Genomic DNA, 25,515 nt, shown 5'->3' with positions numbered 1-25,515 from the left:
ATCGGTGAACCCCGCACGGCACCGCTTGATGGCACCGACGGGTGATGTATTAGAGTTATCTCGACATCGAGATATCTGCCGAGGCGCACGCAGCCGCGCGCCGACTGTCGAGTCCGGACGGTAAGGGTTACCTAACTTAGCCTTACCTTAGCGGATTGGCGACCCGTCGTGGCGGCAGGATGCGGTGGAACGCGCACATATATGAAGGAGACTGTCGTGTCGGCGAACAGCTTCGACGCCCGCAGCACGCTCAGCGTGGGCGACGAGTCGTACGAGATCTTCAGGCTGGACAAGGTCGAGGGCTCTGCTCGCCTTCCCTACAGCCTCAAGGTCCTTCTGGAGAACCTGCTCCGCACCGAGGACGGCGCGAACATCACCGCCGACCACATCCGTGCGCTCGGCAACTGGGACTCCCAGGCGCAGCCCTCGCAGGAGATCCAGTTCACGCCGGCCCGCGTGATCATGCAGGACTTCACCGGCGTGCCCTGCGTCGTGGACCTGGCCACCATGCGTGAGGCCGTGAAGGAGCTGGGCGGCGACCCCGCGAAGGTCAACCCGCTCTCCCCGGCCGAGCTGGTCATCGACCACTCCGTCATCGCCGACAAGTTCGGCACGAAGGACGCCTTCGGCCAGAACGTCGAGCTGGAGTACGGCCGCAACCGCGAGCGCTACCAGTTCCTGCGCTGGGGCCAGACCGCGTTCGACGACTTCAAGGTCGTCCCGCCGGGCACCGGCATCGTGCACCAGGTGAACATCGAGAAGCTGGCCCGCACGGTCATGGTCCGTAATGGCCAGGCCTACCCGGACACCCTGGTCGGCACCGACTCGCACACCACGATGGTCAACGGCCTGGGCGTGCTCGGCTGGGGCGTCGGCGGCATCGAGGCCGAGGCCGCCATGCTCGGCCAGCCGGTCTCCATGCTGATCCCGCGCGTCGTCGGCTTCAAGCTGACCGGCGAGCTCCCGGCCGGCACCACCGCCACCGACCTTGTGCTGACGATCACCGAGATGCTGCGCAAGCACGGCGTCGTCGGCAAGTTCGTCGAGTTCTACGGTGAGGGCGTCGCCGCCACCTCCCTCGCGAACCGCGCCACCATCGGCAACATGTCGCCGGAGTTCGGCTCCACCGCCGCGATCTTCCCGATCGACGACGAGACCCTGAACTACCTGCGCCTGACCGGCCGTGACGCCCAGCAGGTCGCGCTCGTCGAGGCGTACGCCAAGGAGCAGGGCCTCTGGCTGGACCCGGCCGCCGAGCCCGACTTCTCCGAGAAGCTGGAGCTCGACCTCTCCACGGTCGTCCCGTCCATCGCCGGCCCGAAGCGCCCGCAGGACCGCATCGTCCTCGCGAACGCGTCGCAGCAGTTCGCCCAGGACGTGCGCAACTACGTCTCGGACGACTCCGAGGCGGGCAAGGAGTCCTTCCCGGCCTCCGACGCCCCGGCCGTCTCCAACGGCGTCCCGTCGAACCCGGTCACCGTGACCGCCCCCGACGGCACCACGTACGAGCTGGACCACGGCGCCGTCACCGTCGCCGCGATCACCTCCTGCACCAACACCTCGAACCCTTACGTGATGGTGGCCGCCGCCCTCGTCGCGAAGAAGGCCGTGGAGAAGGGCCTGACCCGCAAGCCGTGGGTCAAGACCACCCTCGCCCCGGGCTCGAAGGTCGTCACCGACTACTTCGACAAGTCGGGTCTCACCCCGTACCTGGACAAGGTCGGCTTCAACCTCGTCGGCTACGGCTGCACCACCTGCATCGGCAACTCGGGCCCGCTGCCCGAGGAGGTCTCGAAGGCCGTCAACGACCACGACCTCGCCGTCACCTCGGTCCTCTCCGGCAACCGGAACTTCGAGGGCCGCATCAACCCCGACGTCAAGATGAACTACCTGGCGTCCCCGCCGCTGGTCGTCGCGTACGCCATCGCCGGTTCGATGAAGGTCGACATCACCAAGGACGCGCTCGGCGTCGACCAGGACGGCAAGCCCGTCCACCTGGCCGACATCTGGCCGACCGAGGCCGAGGTCAACGACGTCGTCGCCAACTCGATCGGCGAGGACATGTTCAACAAGTCCTACTCCGACGTCTTCGCGGGCGACGCCCAGTGGCAGGCGCTGCCGATCCCGACCGGCAACACCTTCGAGTGGGACACCGAGTCCACCTACGTCCGCAAGCCCCCGTACTTCGAGGGCATGACGATGGAGACCACCCCGGTCTCCGACATCACGGGCGCCCGCGTCCTGGCCAAGCTGGGCGACTCGGTCACCACCGACCACATCTCCCCGGCGGGTGCCATCAAGGCCGACACCCCGGCCGGCAAGTACCTCACCGAGCACGGTGTGGAGCGTCGTGACTTCAACTCCTACGGCTCGCGCCGTGGTAACCACGAGGTCATGATCCGCGGCACGTTCGCCAACATCCGCCTGCGCAACCAGCTCGCGCCGGGCACCGAGGGCGGCTACACCCGCGACTTCACGAAGGAGGACGCCCCCGTCTCCTTCATCTACGACGCGTCGCGCAACTACATCGACCAGGGCACCCCGCTGGTCATCCTGGGCGGCAAGGAGTACGGCTCCGGCTCGTCCCGCGACTGGGCCGCCAAGGGCACCGCGCTCCTCGGCGTCAAGGCCGTCATCACCGAGTCGTACGAGCGCATCCACCGCTCGAACCTCATCGGCATGGGCGTCCTGCCGCTCCAGTTCCCGGAGGGCCAGAACGCCGACTCCCTCGGCCTCACCGGCGAGGAGACCTTCTCCTTCACCGGCGTCGAGGAGCTGAACAACGGCTCGACCCCGAGCACGGTGAAGGTCACGACCGACACCGGCGTGGAGTTCGACGCGGTCGTCCGCATCGACACCCCCGGCGAGGCGGACTACTACCGCAACGGCGGCATCATGCAGTACGTGCTGCGCAACCTGATCCGCAACTAAGCGGCAGGATGCAGTAGTTGGGGCCGCGTCCCGGGATTGCCCGGGGCGCGGCCCCTTTTGTCGGACTGCCAAGACCAAGCACACGAGTCGCCCGCCATGCCCCCGAAGGCGGGTCCCACACGGGCAGGAACAAGCCCCTCCGCATCAGGGGGCATTCACCCTGGATGACCGCTTTTACTCGCCTCAAGCAACAGTTTCCATGATGCAACTTGGAATTCAGGCTGCAAAATATGGCTGAAAATGCTCAACTCCTCGACTGCCGAGGCGAAATGAGTCGGGCAAGGGTTCAGATTGCGTCAGGTCCAGACCGGTCATATGCGGGTTTTGTCCGTGATGGTGACCTGTTTTGCGTGGTCGTGCCCCTGTTGAGGTAGTGGGGAAAGTTGACTCCCGCACCTGGTACGCGCGTAGAACGTGCTGGCCGGATCACACCCGGGCGCGCACACTGACTCCGCCCCACCACCTGTTCACCTGCCCCCACGCAGGTCCCAGCCGTGCGTGCCCCACCTCGCCAGGCCCTCGCCCCGCCGCCCCTCTGTCGCGGCGCTGAACGCAGGAGCACCTGTGCACACCGATCACACCACTCTCCGCGGCAGCCGCGGGACCCGCGTCTCCGGCCGGCTGCTCTGCACCAGCCTGGGAGCGGCGATGGTGGCCTCGGCACTCGATCTGACCCTCGCCGAGCGTCTTCCCTCGTGGTGGCCCGTGGTCTGGACAGTGCTCTGGCCCGTCGTCCCGGTCTCGGCGGCCGCCTGGGCTGTGGCCCGCTATCGCGAGAAGCGGTCAGGCGCACCCGCAGCCGGACGCGTAGAACAGCAGGAAGGCGGCCGTGCAGGCGGTCACCATGAAGAGGGTGGTGGTGATGGTGGGGAGGACACGGCGGCCGCGTTTCTTGACGGACTTCCGGTGCAGGTGCCACGCGCCATGGGCGAGCAGCAGGCCGAACACGCCGGCCCCGGCGAGTGTGCCGCGCGGGCTGAACGACCAGCTCAGGTACGCGATTCCCACCAGGGCTGCCAGTAGCGCGCACGCGAGCATCGTGAGTACCAGCTCGGCCAGCGCCTCCCCCACGGTCTCGCTCAGGAACTCTCCGAGGCTCTTCCAGAATCTTTCTACGCGCATGCCCGTTCCCCCGCCCCCTCCGGCTCTCCGCCGTTACTGACCCACCCGGCCGTCGACCCGCTCGCGCAGCAGATCCGCGTGGCCGCAGTGGCGGGCGTACTCGTCGATGCGGTGGACCATGAGTTCGCGGATCGCGACGTTGTCCCGGCCGACGTGTTCGCCCAGGTCCTTGAACTCGGCCAGCGCCGCGTCCGTCTCCGCCTGTTCCCGTTCCAGGTCGGCGTAGGCGGCGTCGACCACCGCCTGTTCGGGTACGGCGCCGTGGAAGTCGGCGTCCTTCGGGCCGTAGAGCTTCGGCAGCGGTTCGTCCAGGGTCAGCCAGGTGCGCCAGTCGCGTTCCACCTCGGCGAGGTGCCGGATCAGGCCGAGCAGGGACATCGTCGACGGCGGGACCGAGCGGGTGGCCAGTTGCTCCGGGTCCAGGCCCTCGCACTTCATGCGCAGGGTGATCCGATAGCCCGTCAGGAAGTCGTCAAGAGTGGCCCGTTCGCCTTCCGGCGCGTTGTCGTTGTCGCGCGGGTCGTTGTCCGGGTCGGTCCACATGTCGGGGTAGACGGTGGCCTCTGTCCAGCGTTCGATCATGTGTCGCAGGATGTCATGGGAAATGCGGCGCGTGGAGGTGCGGTGCGGTCTCGCGTCCGGCACAGTCTGTGCCCATGACCGACCAACTGCTGCGTGTCCAGAACTTCAATGTGTCCGGCGACGGCTTCGGCGCGGGGGAGGGGCAGAGCATCGAGCGGCCCTTCGGGCATGCCGACCCCGGGACCATGTTCGCCTGGTGCGGGGCCACCGCGAGCTGGCCGATGCGCACCGACCCGGGCGGCAGCCGCGGCCTCGACGACTACCTGACCCGGGACTACCCGCGCAACATCGGCGCCGAGATCATGGGCCGCGGCAAGTTCGGCCCGCAGAAGGGGCCTTGGGAGAGTCTTGAGTGGGAGGGGTGGTGGGGCGACGAGCCGCCGTTCCGGACGCCCGTCTTCGTGATGACCCACCACACCCGGCCCTCGATCACCCTCTCCGACACCACGTTCCACTTCGTCGACGCCGACCCGGCCACCGTCCTCGCCCAGGCGCGCGAGGCGGCCCAGGGCAAGGACGTGCGGCTCGGCGGCGGCGCCACGGTCATCCGCGAGTTCCTCGACGCCGACCTCGTCGACACGATGCACGTCGCGGTCTCACCGGGCGTGAAGCTCGGCTCGGGATCACGCCTGTGGGAGTCGCCGGACGAGCTGCGCGACCGGTTCCACCTCGACGTGGTGCCGAGTCCGGGCGGCAGCGTCGTCCATCACCTGTTCTGGCGCAAGTGAGCACCGGAGCAGGTCAGTTGCGGTAGCGGTAGAGGATGCGGCCGCGCGTCAGGTCGTAGGGGCTCAGCTCCACCAGCACCCGGTCGAACGGCAGGATCTTGATGTAGTTCTTCCGGATCTTGCCGCTGATGTGCGCGAGCACCTTGTGCCCGTTGGTCAGCTCCACTTGGAAGCTGGCGTTGCGCAGGCACTCGGTGACGGTGCCCTCGATCTCGATTCCAGGGTTTGTCTTCGGCATCAGTGAAGTACGACCTCCAGGTTGGTTCCGACGCGTTCCGCGCCGATGTCATTGAACAACGCGGCGGCGGCCGTGTTGGCCGCGCCGATCTCGGCCGTGGCCAGCAGGGCCCCCGACCGGTGCAGGTGGTTCAGTACGTCGGCCAGGAGCGCCCGCGCGATCCCGCGCCGCTGCCGGTCCGCCCGTACGGCGAGCAGCCCGATCCTGGGCTGCCGGGGGACCGGCGCCACCCGCACCAGGCCCACGTACCGGTCGCCCTCGGCGGCCACCGCGTACTTCGTCGGGTCGATCACGGTGGCGTCGTCCAGGCGCGGCAGCACCTCGGCCGGCATCTCCCGCCAGCCGAGAGTGGCCTCCACCTCGGCCCGGATCGTACGGTCAAGGTCGCGCAGGGGGTCCTTCTCCGCCGCGCCGAGGGGGAGGATCGTCACGCCCTCGGGCGGGCGCGCCGAGCCCAGTCCCGTTGTGGGTACGCGGTACACGTACTCGGTGCGCGCGGGCGTGAACCCCGCCCGCTCCCACTGGGACGTCAGCGCGGGGTCAGCGGTGTCGACCATCGTGTACAGCGGCCTCGGCAGCTCCGCCAGCATGGCCGCCGCGAGCGCGTCGAACGTCGCGTCGCGCCAGGAGTCGATGCTCAGGAAGGTCCGGCCGTCGTGCCTGCGCCAGGTCTCGCCCCGGCCGACCACTTCGTCATTCTCCAGCGCGTGCCAGTGCCGGTCGGCCACGCGCGTGATCTCTGTTGTGTCCATAGGTCTCTGCCTCTCGGAATCGCCCAGTACGGGCGCTCCCGGCGACCTATGTCAGTGGCCGGCCCGTGAGAATGAGGAGAGCACCCACGTGCGTACTGCGGTCATGGGTCCCACCTCCTCGGGCTGCATCACGGTTCGGGCCAGACTGTAAGCGCCGCGATGCCGTTCCGTCCACGCAATTAAGCGCGGGGCAGTTCGAGGAAGGCGGCCCAGACGCTGGGCGCCACCGCGAAGTGGGGGCCGTCCGTGTTCTTGGAGTCGCGGATGTGGATGGCGGTGAGGTGTGTGGCGATCTCGACGCAGGCGCCACCTTCGTCGCTGCTGTAGCTCGACTTCCGCCAGTCGTAGGCCACTTCCAGGCACTGACCGCCATCGCTGTTGCTGTAGCTCGACTTGAACCAGTTCAGTGCGGTGCTCATTGCTCTCCTGTAAGCCGATCCAGCAAGCCCTTGGTGTCCTGGGGACTGAGAGCCTGTGACCGCAGCATCGCATATTTACGTTGCAGGATAGACACCTCGTCCGGGTCGGAAACCCACTGGCTGCCGCGTTGCGACTCGGTGTAGGCCAGGTGCTGGTGTTCCGGCGTTTCCAGGAGGGTGAACGGGCCTGAATCCCCCGCGTTCTCCTCGGCGTCGAGCGCTATGACCTGCAAGGACAGGCCGGGCAGGTCCGCGCATTCGCGCAGATGCCCCAACTGTGCCGCACGCACGGCGGGTTCGACGAATGCCATCCTCAGAGCCGGTTCCCACACGATGCAGCTAAGCGTCGGCGGGTACTTGCGGTGCAAGATGTCCTGCCGGTCGATGCGGGCCGATACCTTCGTCTCGAATTCGTCCGTGTCGTACGCAGGCACGCGCTGTCTGAACAGGGCGCGGGCGTAGTCGGGAGTCTGCAGCAGGCCCGGGACGACGGCCATGTCGTACCACGACAAGGCGATGGCCTCCTGCTCGTGCGCCATGTACTGCTCGGCGTAGAGCGGGAACTGGTCGATCTCCGGCATGTTCGCCACCGTGACCGCCAACGCCCCCTTGGTCTCCAGCACTTGATCCATCAGCCCGGCCGTGTCCAGCGGCAACGGCCGCCTGCCCTGCTCATACGCGGCGATGGTGGCCTCAGAGATCACCAGCCGTGCGGCGAGTGTCGCCTGGGTGTGACCGGCCGCCTTGCGGAACAGGGCGAGCAGTTCACCGACCATCCTCAACGCCGACGGATTCTTCGGCGGACGCTTCCCGGGGCTCATGACGCTCAATCTCCCCACCCCCACACTCCCTTGACCCCACCTGCACCCCGACAAAAGATCTGTCGGGGTTGCCGAACTGTCACCAGTCAATCACCCTGCGCAACATTCCCCGTCATGAACCCGCAATCCCGCGAACGCTTCTACCGCCGAGAACGCCAGTCGGTCCCCGCAGCCCGCGACTTCGCCCGAGCCGCCCTCACGGCCTGGCAGAAGACGACCCGCGCGGACGACATCCTGCTCTGTGTAAGCGAGTTGACGACGAACGCCCTCCTCCACGGCGTCCCGCCCGGCCGTGGCTTCCTTCTGAGGATCACCCTCGACGAGGGCGACGACACCGTGCGCGTAGAGGTCCACGACAGCGGCACCGGAACCCCGGCCGTCCCCGAGCGGAGCGCCACCGCCGAGAACGGCCGGGGCCTGCTTCTCGTCGAGGCGCTGGCCGACAAGTGGGGCGTGGGGGAGCGGGACCCCGGCAAGGAGGTGTGGTGCGAGTTCACAGGCGCCGGGTGCGGAGCACTCCGGTCAGCATCGGGAGCGTGAACTCACCCTCGCAGGTCTCCGGCCTGCTCGCGAGGAACGCCCGGATGCGGGCCAGAGCGGCCTCCCGTTCCGGCTCCGGCATGACGAGTACGCCAGCACGCGTCGCGAGCGTGGCGACGAGGGACGCGGCGGTGCGGGCCTGTCCGTGCGGGAACACTTCCTGTTCCGGCGAGCCGAAGAGTGCGGGCGTGCCGGTCTTCGGGAGGTGCATGGCGGCGGTCTCGGCGCGCCAGCTCGCGGGCGTGTCCCGCGGGCCGACGACGGCACTGCCACTCACGCGGGCGAGCCCGGAGACCCAGTCGACGTCGTCGTCCATGACGTTCCACAGCCCGGCCAGGACCCCGCCCGGCGCGAGGACCCTGGCGATCTCGGGCCCGGCGACGGCCATGTCGAACCAGTGCATGGCGTTCCCGGCCAGCACGGCGTCGACGGACGCGTCCGGCAGCCCGATCGCCTCGGCGCTGCCCGGCAGGGCACGTACGTCCGGGAGCGTCCGGCGCAGCTCGGACAGCATCGCCGCGCCGGGCTCGACCGCGACGACGTCGGCCCCCAGCGCCAGCAGCGTGGCGGTCAGCTTGCCGGTCCCGGCGCCGAGGTCGAGTACGCGCGGACCCGGCGCCGAGGCGAGCGCCCAGCTCACGGCGGCCCGCGCGTAGTCCGGACGGTGCTCGGCATAGGCGTCGGCCGCGGCGCCGAACGACGAGGCGTGCGACGGCAGTTCACCCTGATCCAGCTGTCCCATCCGCCGACGCTACAAGCACCGCGGGCCCCGCCGGAAGATCCCGGCGGGGCCCGCATCGCTCACGAAGCCGACTACGACAGCAGCTCCACCTCCGCGACCGTCGCCGCGCCACCCGTGAACACCAGGCGGTAGTGCGCGTACGAACCCGGCTTCGGCACCGAGAACGCCCGGGTCTGCTTGTCCCAGGCGAAGGACTCACCCGACCGCTCGTCGATCGTCTTCCAGGACGATCCGTCGGCCGACGCCTCCAGCTTCCAGCCCGTCGGGGCCTTCGCCTTGTCGCCGGACGTCAGCGTGTACTGCACGGCCTTCGTGCCGTCGGCCGCGACCGGCAGGTCCACCGACTCCGCGCTCGCCGACGTGGCCGAGGTGTTGTCGAACAGCGGGCCCGAGCCGGTGATCGCGTCCTTGCGGGGCGAGGGCACCTTGTCGTCCTTGGTGATCGACGTGGGCGCCGCGTCCGCCCCCGTACCCCACTTCGACGGCTTGTCGCCCATGGCGAACTCGATGACACCGCCCTTGGCGACGACCGAGTTCGGCAGCGAAGTCTTCGACCAGGTCTTGCCGTTGACCTTCACGCCCTGCACATAGATGTTCTTGGCGCTGTTCTTCGGCGCCTTGACGACCAGGTCGCGGCCGTTCTCCAGGTGCAGGGTCATCTTGGTGAACTGCGGGGAACCGATGGCGTATTCGCCGCTGCCCATCACGAGCGGGTAGAAGCCCATGGACGAGAAGAGGTACCAGGCCGACTGCTCGCCGTTGTCCTCGTCGCCGTGGTAGCCCTGCCCGATCTCCGAACCGGTGTAGAGGCGGGACAGCACCTCGCGCACGTTCTGCTGCGTCTTCCACGGCTGGCCGGCCGCGTCGTACATGTACGTGACGTGGTGCGCGACCTGGTTGGAGTGGCCGTACATGCCCATCCGCACGTCACGCGCCTCGGTCATCTCGTGGATGACACCGCCGTACGAACCGGCGACGTCCGCCGAACCGGTCTCCGGCGTCGCGAAGTACGTGTCCAGCTTCTTCGCCAGGCCGTCCTTGCCGCCGTACAGGTTCGCGAGGCCCTTGCTGTCCTGCACCGCGGTGAACGCGTAACCCCACGCGTTCGTCTCCGTGTAGTCGTAGCCCCAGATCGCCGGGTTGAAGTCCTCGGACTTCACACGCCAGTTGCCCTTGGCGTCCTTGCCCTGGAAGAAGCCCGTACCGGCGGCCTTGTCGTCGAACATGTTGACGTAGTCGCGGGCCCGGTTGAGGAAGTACTCCGACTCCTCCTGGTACTGCTTCTTGCCGGTCTTCTTGTAGAGGGCCTGGCCCATCTGTGCGATGCCGTAGTCGTTGAGGTAGCCCTCAAGCGCCCAGGACAGGCCCTCGTGGGTGTCCGTCGACGTGTAGCCGAGGAACGGGGAGGTGTCCATGCCCTTGCGGCCCACACCCGACTGCGGCGGCACCACGGTCGCGTTCTTCACGGCCGCCTTGTAGGCGTCCTCCGCGTCGAAGTCCACGCCCTTCACGTACGCGTCGGCGAACGCCACGTCCGACGACGTGCCCGTCATCAGGTCCGCGTACCCGGGCGAGGACCAGCGCGAGATCCAGCCGCCGTCCTTGTACTGCTGCACGAACCCGTCGACCATCTCGCCCGCCCGGTCCGGCGTGAGCAGCGAGTAGGCCGGCCAGGTCGTCCGATAGGTGTCCCAGAAGCCGTTGTTGACGTACGGCTTGCCCTCGACGATCTTCGCGCCGGTGTGCGTCGGCGTGTCCGGACCCGTCATCGCGGAGAACGGCGACGCGTACTTGTACGTCGACCTGCCCTCCGAACGGACCTTCTCGAAAGCCGAGTTGGGGTACAGGTACAGCCGGTAGAGCGAGGAGTACAGCGTCGTGAGCTGGTCCTGCGTGGCGCCCTCGACCTCCACCCGGTTCATGATCTTGTCCCACTGTGCACGCGCCGCGTTCTTCACCGAGTCGAAGGAGCGGTTCGCGGGCAGCTCCTGCGCCAGGTTGTCCTTCGCCTGGTCGATGGAGATCAGCGAGGTCGCCAGGCGCAGCGTGACCGTGCGGTCCTTGCCCGCGTCGAAGGTGAAGTGGCCCTTCACGCCGGACGCGTCCGCGTCCTTGACGGCCTTGTCGAAGACGCCGTAGACGAACAGGCGCGTCGCGCCCGTCGACAGGCCCGACTTCACGTCCGAGTAGCCGGTGACGACACGGTTGTCCTTGTCGAGCGTCAGACCGCCCTGCTCCGAGACGTTGTCGAAGATGACGCTCGCGTCGGCGCCCGGGTAGTTGAAGCGCAGCGCCGCCGCGTGATCGGTCGGCGCCATCTCGGCGCGCACGCCGTTCTCGAACGTCACGCCGTAGTAGTACGGGCGGGCCGTCTCGTTGTCGTGCTTGAACGGCAGAGCCCGGCCGGAGCGCGAGGTGTCCAGCGCGTCGCCGGTCTTCGCCGACGGCATGATCTGGAACGTCTGACGGTCACCCATCCACGGGCTCGGCTCGTGGCTCGCCGCCAGCGCCTCCATGGTGGGCAGGTTGTCCGCGTTGTTGTCGCGCGCGTAGTCGTACAGCCAGCTGTCCGAGCCCGCGTTCGTCACCGGCGTCCAGAAGTTGAACCCGTTCGGGACGGCCGTCGCCGGGAACGTGTTGCCGCGCGAGAACCCGCCGCTGGAGTTCGTACCGCGGGTCGTCGACGCGTAGTCGCTCAGGTGCGCCTTCGGAGCGGCCGTGGCAGCCCGCTTCACCGAGATGTCGTCGAGCCAGCCGCGGAACTTCGCCGGGCCCTTCGCCGAGTCGTACCCGACGAGTATCCGGTCGATCGTCCTGCCGGCCGCGACCGAGCCGATCGACGACTTCACGGCGTTCCACTGGTTCACGTACAGCCGCTTGGCGTCGCCCTGGCCCGTCGGGGTGAGCAGACCGCCGTTGGAGTCGACCGCCTTCAGGTCGCTCAGGTACGTGCCGTCGGTGAAGGCGAGGTCCACCGAGACGTTCGTGGCGTCGTAGTCACGGTCGCCGTCCGCCATCTGCGGGAAGATCTTGTACGACAGCTCGGTGTTCCGCGCGACCTTCACATCGACGTCGAAGACCTTGTTGTACGAGTACGCGCGGCCGTCCGTCTTGTGCGTGCCCGCGTAGCGCAGCGCGTACTTGCCCGTGAAGCCCGCGCCCGCCTTCGCCGTCGGCGAGCCGCTCGGGCCCTTGTCGACGAGCGAGAGCATGTCCTCGGGCGCCGGAGCCTGCTCGTCACCCGTCGACAGCTGGAGATCGGCCAGCTGCGTCGCGTCGCCCGCGCCGTTGTTCTTCGTGAACTCGACCCGGAAATGGGCGTATTCGGCCGGCTTCTCCAGCTCGTACTTCCTCGTCTGGTACCGCTTGTCGAAGCTCTCGCCGGTGCGCGAGTCGAGCGTGGTCCAGTCCTTGCCGTCCGCCGAGCCCTTGAGGACCCAGTCCTTCGGGTCGCGCTCGTCGTGGTCGTTGGCCGACGTCAGGTTGTAGTTGGTGATCTTGAGCGCGGTGTCGAGGTCGTACTCGACCCAGGCGGTCGGCGCGAACGCCAGCCACTTCGTGCTCGACTCGCCGTCGGTCAGATTGGCCGCGACCTCGCCGCTGCCGCTGTTCTCACCGCTGGCCCGGACCTCGGTCACATGGCCGTTCACATTGCCCGGAACTCCACCGGTGTAGGCACCGTCGACCCCGGACGCCCTTTTGCTGCCGTCCGGTGCGGTGTCGACCGTGTTCAGCCAGTCGGGAACGGGTTGCCCCGCTTCGAAGGAAGAGCTGAACTCCGTGTCGGTGTGCGGCTTGTGGGGTGATGCCGCGACGGCGGCGCCCTGCCCGGCCGCCGTGAGTACCAGTGCGGCCGCGCCCAGGGCGGCCGTGGACGCGAGTCTGTGTCGGGTTCTTCTGCCCTGCGTGAGGCCCTGCATGAGGTGTGTGCCCTCCGACGACCGTAGACAACGTTGTCAGTTCGCTGCGCAAGGTCCAGTAGGGCGTCAAGTGACGCCTGGTGTCAAGGGTGTTGAAAGCCAGTGCACGGGCCGGACATTCGGGTCGGAATTCGGGTTCCGTGTACACCCTTTGTACGCAAGGAAGTTGGGACGCTCGACAAAGCCCGCCGTGCGGCTTATTTCCGGGAGGTCTCAACTCGGAAAAGACCGGCGTCCAAACCTGCATTCGATCTTGCCCAGCTCACAGGGAGTGGACTATACCTGTCGGCGTCCGGCCAGGCCCGAGTTCAGGCCGCGCCGGGACCGGGGGGACAGGGGGAAACGGCGGGGCGCGCGCAGCGTCCCGGTATCCGTGCATCGCCCCTCCGACCGGCTTGTTTCCGCACCACCCAGCTCCATCTGCGTTCCCCCTCAGCAGGGGTACAACACAGCACATCACCGCGGTGCCGGGGAGGATCCGGTTCACCGCCTGAGTCCTGGAGAAGGCGAGGACTTGAGCATGGGATCCACTTCCGACCAGCACGGTAACGGTGGCGTCGGCCGTCGCACTCTGATCAAGCGTTCCGCGGCCCTCGGCATCGCCGCGGTGCCGGCCGCGAGCCTGCTGTCCGCGTGCGCGAGCGGCGACAGCGGCAGTGACGACAAGGTCGAAAAGGGCACCAAGTCCAAGAACAACCCGCTGGCGGTCAACGCCAGCGCGGCGCTGTCGGTGACCATCTTCGACGGCGGTTTCGGCACCAAGTACGCCACCGACGCCAACGCCCAGTACAAGAAGGCGTTCCCGAAGGCGAAGGTCAACTTCCACGCCACGCAGAAGATCCAGTCGGAGCTGCAGCCGAAGTTCAACGGCGGCACCCCGCCGGACCTGATCGACAACTCGGGCGCCGAGCAGATGGACATGGGCGTCCTCGTCGGCAAGAAGCAGCTCGCCGACCTGACCCCGCTGCTCGACGCGCCGTCCATCGACGACCCGAACAAGAAGGTTCGCGACACCCTGCGGCCGGGCATCGTCGAGATGGGCCAGTTCGACGGCGACCCGGTGTGGATCATGTACTACGCGTACACGGTCTACGGCGTCTGGTACTCGCAGACGGCCCTGGAGAAGCTGGACTCGGAGTACCCCGAGGACTGGGACGCGATGCTCGCCCTCTGTGCCAAGGCGAAGAAGAAGGGCATCGCCGGCTGGACGTACGCGGGCAAGTACCCGTACTACCTGCCGTTCTCGCTCTACCCGTTCATCGCCAAGATCGGCGGCCGCGAGGTCCTCGACAAGATCGACAACCTGGAGCCGAACGCCTGGAAGGACCCGGCCGTCAAGGCCGCCTTCGAGGCGTACTACGAGCTCTACAAGAAGGGATACATCCTCAAGGGCACGCCCGGTATCGACCACATCCAGTCGCAGACCGAGTGGGCCAAGGGCAAGGCGCTGTTCATTCCGAACGGCTCCTGGGTGGAGAACGAGTCGGCGAAGGTCATCCCGAAGGACTTCAACCTCGCCGTCGGCGCGCCCTCCGGCCTCGACAAGAGCGACAAGATGCCGTTCGGCACCATCTGGGCCTCCGGCGGTGAGCCGTTCATCGTCCCGGCCAAGGCGGCGAACGTCGAGGGCGGCATGGAGCAGCTGCGCATCATGCTCAGCGAGGCCTCGTCGAAGAACTTCACCAGCCAGGTGAAGTCGCTGTCCGCCTTCAACGGCGGCACCGACGGCATCGAGCTGACCCCGGGCCTCAAGTCCGGTGTCGCGGCCCTGGAGAAGGCCGGCGACAACGTCGTCAACCCGCGCCTCCAGGACTGGTACGTCAAGCTCCAGAAGGAGCAGATCGGCGTCTCCGGTCTCGGCGAGATGATGGCGGGCCGCCTCACCCCGGCCGAGGCCATCAAGAAGATCCAGGGCTACGCGGACGCGGCGGCCAAGGACCAGTCGGTCAAGCACTACAAGCACCAGTAAGCGACAGGCGGAAGAACAGCACGTGCGCACACGTCAACAGTGGCGGCACCCGCACAGCGATCGGGGTCGGTAACCATGCAACACGGCAAGTACCGCTTCATAGTGGGGTTCTTGGTGGCCCCCCTGGCGTTGTACGCCATCTTCGTCATCTGGCCGTTCGTCCAGTCGATCTACTACTCGTTCACCGACTGGACCGGACTGAGCCCCGACTTCAAGATGGTGGGCTTCGCCAACTACACGCGCCTGCTGCACGACGACATCTTCTGGAAGTCGCTGCAGCACAGTGTGATCTTCGTCGTGCTGTTGCCCCTGGTGACACTGAGCCTCGCGCTGTTCTTCGCCTTCATGCTGAACGTCGGTGGGCGGCGCCGTAAGGGCGCCGCCGTCACCGGCGTCCGCGGCTCCGGTTTCTACAAGATCGCGTACTTCTTCCCGCAGGTCCTCTCGGTCGCGATCGTCTCCCTGCTGTTCCGCTTCATCTACAACCCCAGCGGCGGCCTGCTGAACTCGGCGCTCGACGCCATCGGCCTCGGCAGCTTCCAGCCCCAGTGGCTGGGCGACCCGACCTGGGCGCTGTGGGCGGTCATGGCCGTCCTGGTGTGGAGCACCGTCGGCTTCTTCGTGGTGCTCTTCTCCGCGGGCATGGCCTCCATCCCCAAGGACTTCTACGAGGCGGCGCTGCTCGACGGCGCCAGCCGCATCACGACCTTCTTCAAGATCACGCTGCCGCTGCTGTGGGACACCATCCAGTCCGGCTGGGTGTACATGGGCATCCTCGCCCTCGGCGCGGAGGCGTTCTCGGCGGTCAACATCATGACCGTCGGCCCCGGCGGCCCCGACTACTCGACCACCGTGCTGCCGCTGTACGTCTACCAGTCGGCGTTCCGTGACGCGAACGCCGCCTACGCGACCACCATCGGCGTCGCCCTCCTCATCGTCACGCTGCTGTTCGCGGCGATCGTGATGCGTCTTGGCCGGCGCGATCGGCTGGAGTACTGATGAAGACCACTGACACCCCGCCCCCCGCCGACGCGACGACGGACACCGCCGGGAAGATCCCCGGCCAGCGCGTGGCGAAGCAGGACGCTCCCGAGTCGGGGAAGAGCATCTCGGGCAGCACCCTGAACGTCTTCTCGCACGGCGTCCTGATCATCTGGGCGATCATGGTGGTCCTGCCGCTGCTCTGGGCGGTCATGTCGTCCTTCAAGGACGACAACTCCATCCTGAGCACGCCGTGGGCGCTCCCCGACAAGCTGCACTTCGAGAACTGGTCGCGCGCCTGGTCGTCGGCGCACATGAGCGAGTACTTCCTCAACACGATCATCGTGGTGGGCTTCTCACTGGTCGGCACGCTCGTGCTCGGCTCGATGGCGGCCTATGTCCTCGCGCGCTTCGAGTTCGTGGGCAACCGGTTCATCTACTTCCTGTTCGTCGGCGGCATGAGCTTCCCGATCATGCTGGCCCTGGTGCCGTTGTTCTACGTCATGAACAACATGCAGCTCCTGAACACGCTGCCCGGCCTGATCCTGGCCTACATCGCGTACTCGCTGCCGTTCACGGTGTTCTTCCTGACGTCGTTCTTCCGGACCCTGCCGTCGTCGATCGCGGAGGCCGCCTTCGTCGACGGCGCCTCCCACACCCGTACGTTCTTCCAGATCATGCTGCCGATGGCCAAGCCCGGCCTGATCAGCGTGGGCATCTTCAACTTCCTCGGGCAGTGGAACCAGTACATGCTGCCGACGGTCCTCAACACGGAGCCGGACAACCGCGTCCTCGCCCAGGGCCTGGTCGAGCTGGCCACCAGCCAGGGCTACAAGGGCGACTACTCGGGCCTCTTCGCGGGCCTGGTGATGGCGATGCTGCCGATCCTGGCCGCGTACATCATCTTCCAGCGACAGGTGGTGCAGGGGCTCACGGCGGGGGCGCTCAAGTAAACCCTCTCCACCCCCCGACATGACCGGGCTCCGGCCCCGGAGAGACGCCTCTCCGGGGCCGGAGCCCTGCGTGTGGAGGGGATACCGGCGGTAGCCCCGGGCGGACACGGCCTGGAACCGATTTCCGTCAAGGGCTTGACGGCACCAGCCGGTTCGGCAGAGTTTGGAGTTCATAACTTGTACAAGGTTCGGTCACTTACGGTGACGCGAGCCACGGATAAGGGTGGGTCAATGGAGACTCCGGGGTCGCAGTCGTCGCTGCACCGGGCCAATCTGGAGCGGGTCGTACGTGCCGTGCGCCTCGCCGGATCGCTCACGCAGGCGGAGATCGCGAGGACGACGGGCCTGTCCGCGGCGACCGTCTCCAACATCGTCCGGGAGCTCAAGGACGGGGGGACGGTCGAGGTGACCCCCACCTCGGCCGGGGGCCGCAGGGCCCGCAGCGTCTCGCTCAGCGGCGACGCGGGCATCGTGATCGGCGTCGATTTCGGCCACACGCACCTGCGCGTGGCGATCGGCAATCTCGCGCACCAGGTGCTCGCCGAGGAGTCCGAGCCGCTGGACGTGGACGCGTCCGCCGCGCAGGGCTTCGACCGCGCGGAGGAGCTGGTCGAGCGGCTGATCGCGGCGACCGGCGTGGACCGCACCAAGGTGGCCGGCGTCGGCCTCGGCGTGCCGGGCCCCATCGACGTGGAGAGCGGCACGCTCGGCTCCACCTCGATCCTGCCCGGCTGGACCGGCACCCGGCCCGCCGAGGAGCTCAGCAGGCGGCTCGGCGTCCCGGTGCACGTGGACAACGACGCCAACCTCGGCGCGCTCGGCGAGCTGGTCTGGGGGAGCGGGCGCGGGGTCAGGGACCTCGCCTACATCAAGGTCGCCAGCGGCGTCGGCTCCGGCCTGGTGATCGACGGCAAGATCTACCGCGGCCCGGGCGGCACGGCGGGCGAGATCGGGCACATCACGCTCGACGAGTCGGGCCCGGTCTGCCGCTGCGGCAACCGCGGCTGCCTGGAGACCTTCACCGCGGCCCGGTACGTCCTGCCGCTGCTCCAGTCGAGCCACGGCACCGATCTGACCATGGAGGGCGTCGTGCGGCTCGCGCGCGACGGCGATCCCGGATGCCGCCGCGTCATCGCGGACGTGGGCCGGCACATCGGCTCGGGTGTGGCCAATCTTTGCAATCTGCTCAACCCCAGCCGGGTCGTCCTCGGGGGCGATCTGGCGGAGGCCGGTGAGCTGGTCCTGGGGCCCATAAGGGAGTCTGTGAGCCGCTACGCGATCCCCAGCGCCGCCCGCCAACTCTCGGTCCTTCCGGGGGCGTTGGGCGGCCGTGCGGAGGTGCTCGGGGCGCTCGCCCTGGCGCTGAGCGAGATGGGCGATTCGACCCTTTTGGAAGGAATTGGTGGGGGCTCTGTTCCCGCTGCTACACCTGCCTTCACTTAGAGAACGCATGACACCGTTGCCATCTCGTTAAGTATTTACTCCTTGACGCTTGTGTTGCGGCCGAGTTGACTCCCAGCTACCTCGGCCGCAACGACGCGGCCTCGTCAGGGAGGTTTCTGAAGTGAACACGCGTATGCGTCGTGCGGCCGTTGCTTTCTGTGCCACCGCCATGGCTGTCTCTCTCGCCGCCTGTGGCTCCGCCAAGGAGTCCAAGGACAGCGGCGACAAGGCCGGCAGCGGCTCCAAGAAGGGCGACGCCCTCACCGTGGGTCTCCTGCTTCCGGAGAACCAGACGGCTCGTTACGAGAAGTTCGACAAGCCGATCATCGAGAAGCAGATATCCGAGCTCACCAAGGGCAAGGGCAAGGTCGAGTACCTCAACGCCAAGCAGGATGCTTCCCTGCAGTCGCAGCAGATCGACACGATGATCACCAAGAAGGTCGACGTCCTGATCCTGGACGCGGTCGACTACAAGGCCGTCGCCAACGGCGTGAAGAAGGCCAAGGACGCGGGCATCCCCGTCGTCGCGTACGACCGCCTGGCCGAGGGCCCGATCGCCGCCTACACCTCGTTCGACAACACCGAGGTCGGCAAGACCCAGGGCAAGGCCCTGCTGGACGCCATGGGCTCGGACGCCAAGGCCAGCAGCAAGATCGTCATGATGAACGGCGCGATCACGGACCCGAACGCCGCGCAGTTCAAGGACGGCGCCATGTCGGTGCTCAAGGGCAAGGTGGACATCGCCAAGTCCTACGACACCAAGGAGTGGAAGCCGGAGAACGCCAACGCCAACATGGAAGCGGCCATCTCGGCGATCGGCAAGGACAAGATCAAGGGCGTCTACTCCGCCAACGACGGCATGGCGGGCGGCATCATCACCGCGCTCAAGGGCGCGGGCCTGAGCAAGCTTCCCCCGGTCACGGGCCAGGACGCCGAGCTCGCCGGTGTGCAGCGCATCATCACCGGTGACCAGAACATGTCGGTCTTCAAGTCGTACCCGCAGGAGGCCGAGACCGTCGCCAAGATGGCCGTCTCGATCGCCAAGACGGGCAAGCTGGACTCCGCCGGCCTGACCACCAGCACCGTCGACAGCGGCACCGACAAGGGCATCGCCTCGGTCATCGTGCCGGTCGTCTCCCTGACCCAGAAGAACATCAAGGAGACCGTCATCGACCAGGGCTACTACACCCTGGACGAGATCTGCACGGCCAAGTACAAGTCGGCCTGCGACAAGCTCGGCCTCAAGTAAGCCGACCGGAGCCGCCGGGACCGGCGCGGTCGTCCGACCCGCCGACCCGGTGACTCCGCTGTTCCGTACGGGACTTGCGCACTCCTCGTAGGAGCGCTCCCGTGGAAGACACGTCCGGCGCCCCGCCGCCGACAGCCCCGCAGCTCAACGGCGCGGCGCCGGACGGAACAACCCCCCTCATACTTCTTGGTTCAACCTCCCGCCGGGTCAGGCCTTTGGCGGCGAAGGAGATGGTTCACGTGTCCGCTACGCCTGTGCTGGCGTTGCGCGGGGTCTCGAAGCGATTCGGTGCCGTTCAGGCGCTCACCGACGTCGAGCTCGAGGTCCACGCCGGAGAGGTGGTCGCCCTGGTCGGCGACAACGGCGCCGGCAAGTCCACCCTGGTCAAGACGATCGCCGGTGTGCACCCCATCGATGACGGTGTCATCGAGTGGGACGGCAAGGCCGTCGCGGTCAACAAGCCGCAGGACGCCCAGCACCTGGGCATCGCGACCGTCTACCAGGACCTCGCACTGTGCGACAACATCGATGTCGTCGGCAACCTGTTCCTGGGCCGCGAGATCAAGCGCCGCGGCGTCCTCGACGAGGTCGAGATGGAGCGCCGTTCCCGCGAACTGCTCCAGACGCTGTCGATCCGCATCCCGAGCGTGCGCATCCCGATCGCCTCGCTCTCCGGCGGTCAGCGCCAGGTCGTGGCCATCGCCCGCTCCATGCTCGGCGAGCCCAAGCTGGTCATCCTCGACGAGCCCACCGCGGCCCTCGGCGTCGAGCAGACCGCCCAGGTCCTCGACCTCGTCGAGCGTCTGCGCGAGCGCGGCCACGCGGTCATCCTCATCAGCCACAACATGGCCGATGTGAAGGCCGTCGCCGACAAGGTCGCCGTGCTCCGGCTCGGCCGCAACAACGGCGTGTTCGAGGTCAAGACGACCTCGCAGGAAGAGATCATCTCCGCCATCACCGGCGCCACGGACAACGCCGTGACCCGTCGTGCGGCGCGCAGCAACGCGGAGGCTCAGAAGTGAGCATCGACAAGGGCTCCAACGTGAGCATCGACAAGAGCGACAAGGGGCAGGCCGCGGTGGACGCCGCTCCGGCCGCCGCCGGCGCGTCCGTGACCGCCGTCGACCCGCGCCTCCTCGTGCGCGAGCAGGGCTTCGCGGGTTACGTCAGCGAGTTCAAGCGCAAGATCAAGGGTGGTGACCTGGGTGCGATACCCGTCGTCATCGGCCTGATCGTCATCTGCGCGATCTTCCAGAGCCTCAACTCGGCGTTCCTCGGCGCGGAGAACCTGAACAACATCTTCGTCGCCATGGTGGCCACCGGCATGATGTCGGTCGGCATCATCTTCGTGCTGCTGCTCGGCGAGATCGACCTCTCGGTCGGCTCCGTCTCCGGTGTCTCCTCGGCCATCACCGCCGTCCTGAGCGTCACGCACGGCATGAACGAGTGGCTCGCCGTCCTCGTCTCGCTCGCCGCGGGCGCGGTCATCGGCGCCCTGCACGGCTTCTTCTTCGCCCGGGTCGGCGCCCCCGCGTTCGCCGTCACCCTGGCCGGCCTGCTGTTCTGGAACGGCTTCATGCTCCAGATCCTGGGCTCCAACGGCACGATCAACCTCGACAGCGACGGCGTGGTCGGCAAGCTCACCACGTACTACTTCTCGGACGTCGCCGCCGCCTACGGCCTGGCGGTCGTCGCGGTCCTCGCCTACTTCGTGCCGAGCTTCCTCGCCAACCGGCGCCGCGAGGCCGCGGGCATCCCGTCCCGCCCGCTGAGCGACCTGTTGGTCCGCACGGTGCTGCTGGCCATCGGTGTCTTCGGCGTGGCCGTCATCTTCAACAACTACAAGGGCCTGCCGCTCGCGGTGCTGCTCTTCGGCATCGTCCTCGTCGGCTCGGACTTCGTGCTGCGCCGCACCTCGTACGGCCGCAAGGTCTTCGCGCTCGGCGGCAGCGTCGAGGCGTCGCGCCGCGCCGGTATCAACGTCACGGCGGTGCGGATCTCGGTCTTCGCCATCGCGGGCCTGTTCGCGGCGGTCGGCGGTCTCTTCTGGGCCTCCAAGATCGCGGCGGCCAACCAGGGCGCCGGCTCCGGCGACCTCCTGATGAACGTCATCGCCGCGGCCGTCATCGGCGGCACCAGCCTCTTCGGTGGCCGGGGCCGCACCTGGAACGCGCTCCTCGGTGTGCTGGTCATCACCTCGATCCAGTACGGCCTGGCCCTCCAGGGCATCGCCACCCCGATCCAGTACATGATCACCGGTGGTGTGCTTCTCGCCACGGTCGTCATCGACTCGGTCACCCGCAAGACCCAGAAGTCGGCCGGCCGCGCCTGACCCCTTCTGAGCTGGGATTCCCGGACTGACTGTGCCCGGTGTCAACGGTGACGCCGGGCACAGTCATGCCCCGAACGCACGGCCCGGACGCCGCTCGCAACGGCGGAACATTAGACTCGACAGACCCGGCAAGCTCGAACAGCTCAACCAGCTACTACAGCTCTACTGCAAGGAGGCACGGGTGCCGCTGCTGACCCGCATCACGGGACCGCGCGATCTGGACCGGCTCAGCCTGGAGCAGCTGGACCAGCTGGCGGATGAGATCCGGACCTTCCTCGTCGACGCGGTATCCAAGACCGGCGGCCACCTCGGGCCGAACCTCGGCGTGGTCGAGCTCACCCTCGCCCTGCATCGGGTCTTCGAGTCGCCGAAGGACAAGATCCTCTTCGACACCGGACACCAGTCCTATGTGCACAAGCTGCTCACCGGCCGCCAGGACTTCTCCAGGCTGAAGATGAAGGGCGGCCTGTCCGGCTACCCCTCGCAGGCCGAGTCCGAGCACGACGTCATCGAGAACAGCCACGCCTCCACGGTCCTCGGCTGGGCCGACGGCATCGCCAAGGCGAACGAGCTGCGCCGCACCGACGACCACGTCGTCGCGGTCATCGGCGACGGCGCGCTGACCGGCGGCATGGCCTGGGAGGCGCTGAACAACATCGCGGCCGCCAAGGACCGCCCGCTGGTGATCGTCGTCAACGACAACGAGCGCAGCTACGCGCCCACCATCGGCGGCCTCGCCAACCACCTGGCGACCCTGCGCACCACGGACGGCTACGAGCGCTTCCTGGCCCGCGGCAAGGACCTCCTGGAGCGCACCCCGGTCGTCGGCAAGCCCCTCTACGAGACGCTGCACGGCGCGAAGAAGGGCCTCAAGGACTTCATCGCCCCGCAGGGCATGTTCGAGGACCTCGGCCTGAAGTACGTGGGACCCATCGACGGCCACGACATGGAGGCCCTGGAGTCGGCCCTCATCCGCGCCAAGCGGTTCGGCGGCCCGGTCATCGTGCACTGCCTCACCGAGAAGGGCCGCGGCTACCGCCCGGCCCTGGAGGACGAGGCCGACCGCTTCCACGGCATCGGCCCGATCCACCCCGACACCGGCCTGCCCATCAAGGCCGCGGGCGCCGACTGGACCTCCGTCTTCGGCGACGAGATGCTCAAGCTCGGCCAGGAGCGCGAGGACATCGTCGCGATCACCGCCGCGATGCTCCAGCCGGTCGGCCTCGACAAGTTCGCCAAGGCCTTCCCCGACCGCGTCTACGACGTCGGCATCGCGGAGCAGCACGGCGCGGTCAGCGCGGCGGGCCTCGCCCACGGCGGCCTGCACCCGGTCTTCGCGGTCTACGCGACGTTCCTGAACCGCGCCTTCGACCAGGTCCTGATGGACGTCGCCCTGCACAAGTGCGGAGTGACGTTCGTGCTGGACCGGGCGGGCGTCACCGGCACCGACGGCGCCTCGCACAACGGCATGTGGGACATGTCGCTGCTCCAGGTCGTCCCCGGCATCCGGATCGCCGCGCCGCGCGACGCCGACCAGGTCCGCGCCCAGCTGCGCGAGGCCGTCCAGGTCGAGGACGCGCCCACGGTCGTCCGCTACTCCAAGGGCGCGGTCGGCCCCGCCGTCGAGGCGGTTGGCACGGTCGGCGGCATGGACGTGCTTCGCGAGCCCGGTTCCGACCGGCCCGACGTGCTCCTCGTCTCCGTCGGCGCCCTCGCGCCGATGTGCCTGGAGATCGCCGACCTGCTCGACAAGCAGGGCATCACCACGACCGTCGTCGACCCGCGCTGGGTCAAGCCGGTCGACGAGGCGATGGCCCCGCTCGCCGAGCGCCACCGCGTCGTCGTCACCGTCGAGGACAACTCCCGCGTCGGCGGTGTCGGCTCCTCGATCGCGCAGGCCCTGCGCGACGCGGGCGTCGACGTGCCGCTGCGCGACTTCGGCATCCCGCCGCGCTTCCTCGACCACGCCTCCCGCAAGGAGGTCATGGCGGAGATCGGCCTGACCGCCCCGGACATCGCCCGCCAGGTCACCGGTCTGGTGTCGAAGCTGGACGGCCGCCGGGAGCACTCCGTCGCCGAGGAGATGGAGCCGGCGCGCGACTGATCGTCGTACCGACCCGATGGGCCGGTCGAGCCACCTTCGGGTGGTTCGACCGGCCCATTCGCGTGAATACCCGTGACTGACCGGGTATCCGGTGCCTACTCGTCCCGATCATGTCGAGACGGAGGAGCGAGCCGCATGGAGGTATGCCGGTGACCACGCAGCCAGACTCAGGCCCGGAGCCGGGTACCCGGCGGACGAGCGGCCTGTTGCGCACCAAGTCCATCGAACAGTCCATCAAGGACACCGAGGAGCCCGAGCACCGGCTCAAGAAGTCCCTCTCGGCGCTCGACCTCACCGTCTTCGGCGTCGGGGTCGTCATCGGCTCCGGGATCTTCGTCATCACCGGCACCGCCGCCACCGACTACGCGGGCCCGGCGGTCACCATCGCCTTCGCCATCGCGGCCGTCGTCTGCGCGCTCGCCGCGCTCTGCTACGCCGAGTTCGCCTCGACGGTCCCGGTCGCGGGATCCGCGTACACCTTCGCCTTCGCCTCGCTCGGCGAGTTCCCGGCCTGGATCATCGGCTGGGACCTGATCCTCGAACTGGCACTGGGCTGCGCCACCGTCGCCGTCGGCTGGTCCGGGTACGTCCAGTCGCTGCTCGACAGCTGGGGCATCCCGCTGCCCGAGGCGCTGCGCGGACCGGGGGAGGGCAGCGGCTTCACCTTCAACCTGCCCGCGTTCCTGCTCGTCCTCGCGGTCATGACGGTCGTCGTCCTCGGCATGAAGCTGTCCGCCTGGGTCACCTCGGTGGTCGTCGCCATCAAGGTCGTCGTCGTCCTGATCGTGATCGCGGTCGGCGCCTTCTTCATCAAGGGCTCCAACTACTCCCCGTACATCCCGCCGAGCAAGGCGACCGAGGGCGGCTCCGGCCTGTCGCAGACACTCCTCGAAGGCATCGCCGGATTCACCCCGTCCAGCTTCGGCATCATGGGCATCTTCACGGCCGCCGCCGTCGTCTTCTTCGCCTACATCGGCTTCGACGTCGTCGCCACGGCCGCCGAGGAGACCCGCAACCCGCAGAAGGACGTGCCGCGCGGCATCCTCGGCTCGCTCGCCATCTGCACGGTCCTCTACTGCGCCGTGGCCGCCGTCGTCACCGGCATGCAGAGCTACAAGGACCTCGACGCGGACGCGCCGCTCGCGGAGGCGTTCAAGGCGGTCGGTCACCCGTTCTGGGCGGGCGTCATCTCCTTCGGCGCGGTCGTCGGCCTCACCGTCGTCTGCATGATCCTGCTGCTCGGCCAGAGCCGCGTCTTCTTCGCGATGAGCCGCGACGGACTGCTGCCGCCGGTCTTCAGCGCCGTCCACCCCACATTCCGCACGCCGTACCGCTCGACGATCATCCTCGGGCTGATCACCGCGCTCGTCGCGGGCTTCGTCTCCCTGACCGAGCTGTCGAAGCTGGTCAACATCGGCACCCTGTTCGCCTTCGTGATCGTGGCCGTCGGCGTGCTCATCCTGCGCCGCACCCGGCCCGATCTGCCGCGCGGCTTCAAGGCCCCGTGGGTGCCCGTCCTGCCGATCGCGTCGGTGGCGTGCTCGGTGTGGCTGATGCTGAACCTGTCGGTGGAGACCTGGCTGCGGTTCGCCGTGTGGATGGTCATCGGCGTGGTCATCTACTTCGCGTACGGGCGCCGGCACAGCCGCGCCGCCGCGCACACCGGAGCCGACAACTCCCGGTAACCGG

Annotated in this window: 20 protein-coding genes; 12 read left to right on the top strand and 8 right to left on the bottom strand. The window is 68.0% G+C overall.

Annotated features, from left to right (window positions below):
* The first annotated feature begins 216 nt into the window (after positions 1–216).
* Positions 217–2,931 (top strand): aconitate hydratase AcnA, encoded by a 2,715-nt coding sequence (gene acnA / locus K377_RS07755; RefSeq protein WP_111662669.1) that lies wholly within the window; start codon positions 217–219, stop codon positions 2,929–2,931.
* Positions 2,932–3,714: 783 nt separating this feature from the next.
* Here the strand turns inward: acnA and K377_RS07745 are convergent.
* On the bottom strand, positions 3,715–4,053 hold the full coding sequence (locus tag K377_RS07745; RefSeq protein WP_111662433.1) for a lysine transporter LysE: 339 nt from the start codon (positions 4,051–4,053) through the stop codon (positions 3,715–3,717).
* Positions 4,054–4,086: 33 nt separating this feature from the next.
* Positions 4,087–4,635, bottom strand: coding sequence for a DinB family protein (locus K377_RS07740; RefSeq protein ID WP_111662432.1), 549 nt, complete (start codon positions 4,633–4,635; stop codon positions 4,087–4,089).
* Between the two features lie 74 nt (positions 4,636–4,709).
* Between K377_RS07740 and K377_RS07735 the strand changes: the two genes are divergently transcribed.
* On the top strand, positions 4,710–5,363 hold the full coding sequence (locus tag K377_RS07735) for a dihydrofolate reductase family protein (protein ID WP_111662431.1): 654 nt from the start codon (positions 4,710–4,712) through the stop codon (positions 5,361–5,363).
* Between the two features lie 13 nt (positions 5,364–5,376).
* Here K377_RS07735 and infA read toward each other — a convergent pair whose 3' ends face one another.
* From infA to K377_RS07715, 4 genes are all read right to left on the bottom strand, one after another.
* Positions 5,377–5,601 (bottom strand): translation initiation factor IF-1, encoded by a 225-nt coding sequence (gene infA / locus K377_RS07730; protein WP_111662430.1) that lies wholly within the window; start codon positions 5,599–5,601, stop codon positions 5,377–5,379.
* Positions 5,601–6,353 carry a GNAT family N-acetyltransferase gene (locus tag K377_RS07725; RefSeq protein ID WP_111662429.1) on the bottom strand — a complete coding sequence of 251 codons (753 nt, stop codon included), beginning with the start codon at positions 6,351–6,353 and terminating at the stop codon, positions 5,601–5,603. Before K377_RS07725 ends, infA begins: the two co-directional genes overlap by 1 nt.
* A 179-nt stretch (positions 6,354–6,532) precedes the next feature.
* Entirely contained in the window at positions 6,533–6,772 is a 240-nt protein-coding gene (locus K377_RS07720) for a DUF397 domain-containing protein (protein ID WP_111662428.1), read from the bottom strand.
* Positions 6,769–7,593 carry a helix-turn-helix transcriptional regulator gene (locus tag K377_RS07715; protein ID WP_111662668.1) on the bottom strand — a complete coding sequence of 275 codons (825 nt, stop codon included), beginning with the start codon at positions 7,591–7,593 and terminating at the stop codon, positions 6,769–6,771. Before K377_RS07715 ends, K377_RS07720 begins: the two co-directional genes overlap by 4 nt.
* 114 nt (positions 7,594–7,707) lie before the next feature.
* Between K377_RS07715 and K377_RS07710 the strand changes: the two genes are divergently transcribed.
* Complete coding sequence (locus K377_RS07710; protein ID WP_111662427.1) at positions 7,708–8,133, top strand: ATP-binding protein; 426 nt, start codon at positions 7,708–7,710, stop codon at positions 8,131–8,133.
* On the opposite strand, the gene K377_RS07705 is transcribed toward K377_RS07710, so the two are convergent.
* Both K377_RS07705 and K377_RS07700 read right to left on the bottom strand, forming a co-directional pair.
* Positions 8,087–8,875, bottom strand: coding sequence for a class I SAM-dependent methyltransferase (locus K377_RS07705; RefSeq protein ID WP_111662426.1), 789 nt, complete (start codon positions 8,873–8,875; stop codon positions 8,087–8,089). The genes K377_RS07710 and K377_RS07705 overlap by 47 nt on opposite strands.
* Before the next feature lie 71 nt (positions 8,876–8,946).
* Positions 8,947–12,795, bottom strand: coding sequence for a GH92 family glycosyl hydrolase (locus K377_RS07700; protein WP_237551817.1), 3,849 nt, complete (start codon positions 12,793–12,795; stop codon positions 8,947–8,949).
* Positions 12,796–13,315: 520 nt separating this feature from the next.
* On the opposite strand from K377_RS07700, the gene ngcE reads away from it, so the two are divergent.
* The 9 genes from ngcE to K377_RS07655 all read left to right on the top strand — a co-directional run bounded on the left by ngcE (position 13,316) and on the right by K377_RS07655 (position 25,511).
* Complete coding sequence (gene ngcE / locus K377_RS07695) at positions 13,316–14,764, top strand: N-acetylglucosamine/diacetylchitobiose ABC transporter substrate-binding protein (protein WP_111662425.1); 1,449 nt, start codon at positions 13,316–13,318, stop codon at positions 14,762–14,764.
* A 75-nt stretch (positions 14,765–14,839) separates the two neighbouring features.
* Entirely contained in the window at positions 14,840–15,763 is a 924-nt protein-coding gene (locus K377_RS07690; protein ID WP_111662424.1) for a carbohydrate ABC transporter permease, read from the top strand.
* Complete coding sequence (locus K377_RS07685; protein ID WP_111662423.1) at positions 15,763–16,698, top strand: carbohydrate ABC transporter permease; 936 nt, start codon at positions 15,763–15,765, stop codon at positions 16,696–16,698. Before K377_RS07690 ends, K377_RS07685 begins: the two co-directional genes overlap by 1 nt.
* 231 nt (positions 16,699–16,929) lie before the next feature.
* Entirely contained in the window at positions 16,930–18,141 is a 1,212-nt protein-coding gene (locus tag K377_RS07680; RefSeq protein WP_111662422.1) for an ROK family transcriptional regulator, read from the top strand.
* Between the two features lie 133 nt (positions 18,142–18,274).
* On the top strand, positions 18,275–19,390 hold the full coding sequence (locus tag K377_RS07675) for a sugar ABC transporter substrate-binding protein (protein WP_181512510.1): 1,116 nt from the start codon (positions 18,275–18,277) through the stop codon (positions 19,388–19,390).
* Between the two features lie 230 nt (positions 19,391–19,620).
* Positions 19,621–20,412 carry an ATP-binding cassette domain-containing protein gene (locus K377_RS07670; protein WP_161195149.1) on the top strand — a complete coding sequence of 264 codons (792 nt, stop codon included), beginning with the start codon at positions 19,621–19,623 and terminating at the stop codon, positions 20,410–20,412.
* Positions 20,413–20,432: 20 nt separating this feature from the next.
* A complete protein-coding gene (locus K377_RS07665; RefSeq protein ID WP_111662666.1) occupies positions 20,433–21,722 on the top strand; it encodes a sugar ABC transporter permease in 1,290 nt (429 codons plus the stop codon).
* Between the two features lie 181 nt (positions 21,723–21,903).
* Positions 21,904–23,826 carry a 1-deoxy-D-xylulose-5-phosphate synthase gene (dxs, locus tag K377_RS07660; protein WP_111662419.1) on the top strand — a complete coding sequence of 641 codons (1,923 nt, stop codon included), beginning with the start codon at positions 21,904–21,906 and terminating at the stop codon, positions 23,824–23,826.
* Between the two features lie 143 nt (positions 23,827–23,969).
* A complete protein-coding gene (locus K377_RS07655; protein WP_111662418.1) occupies positions 23,970–25,511 on the top strand; it encodes an amino acid permease in 1,542 nt (513 codons plus the stop codon).
* Positions 25,512–25,515 lie beyond the last annotated feature (4 nt).

The sequence above is a fragment of the Streptomyces sp. PsTaAH-137 genome (genome assembly GCF_003259365.1).
Taxonomy (GTDB): Bacteria; Actinomycetota; Actinomycetes; order Streptomycetales; family Streptomycetaceae; genus Streptomyces.
This window is presented reverse-complemented; position numbering and strand designations above follow the sequence as displayed.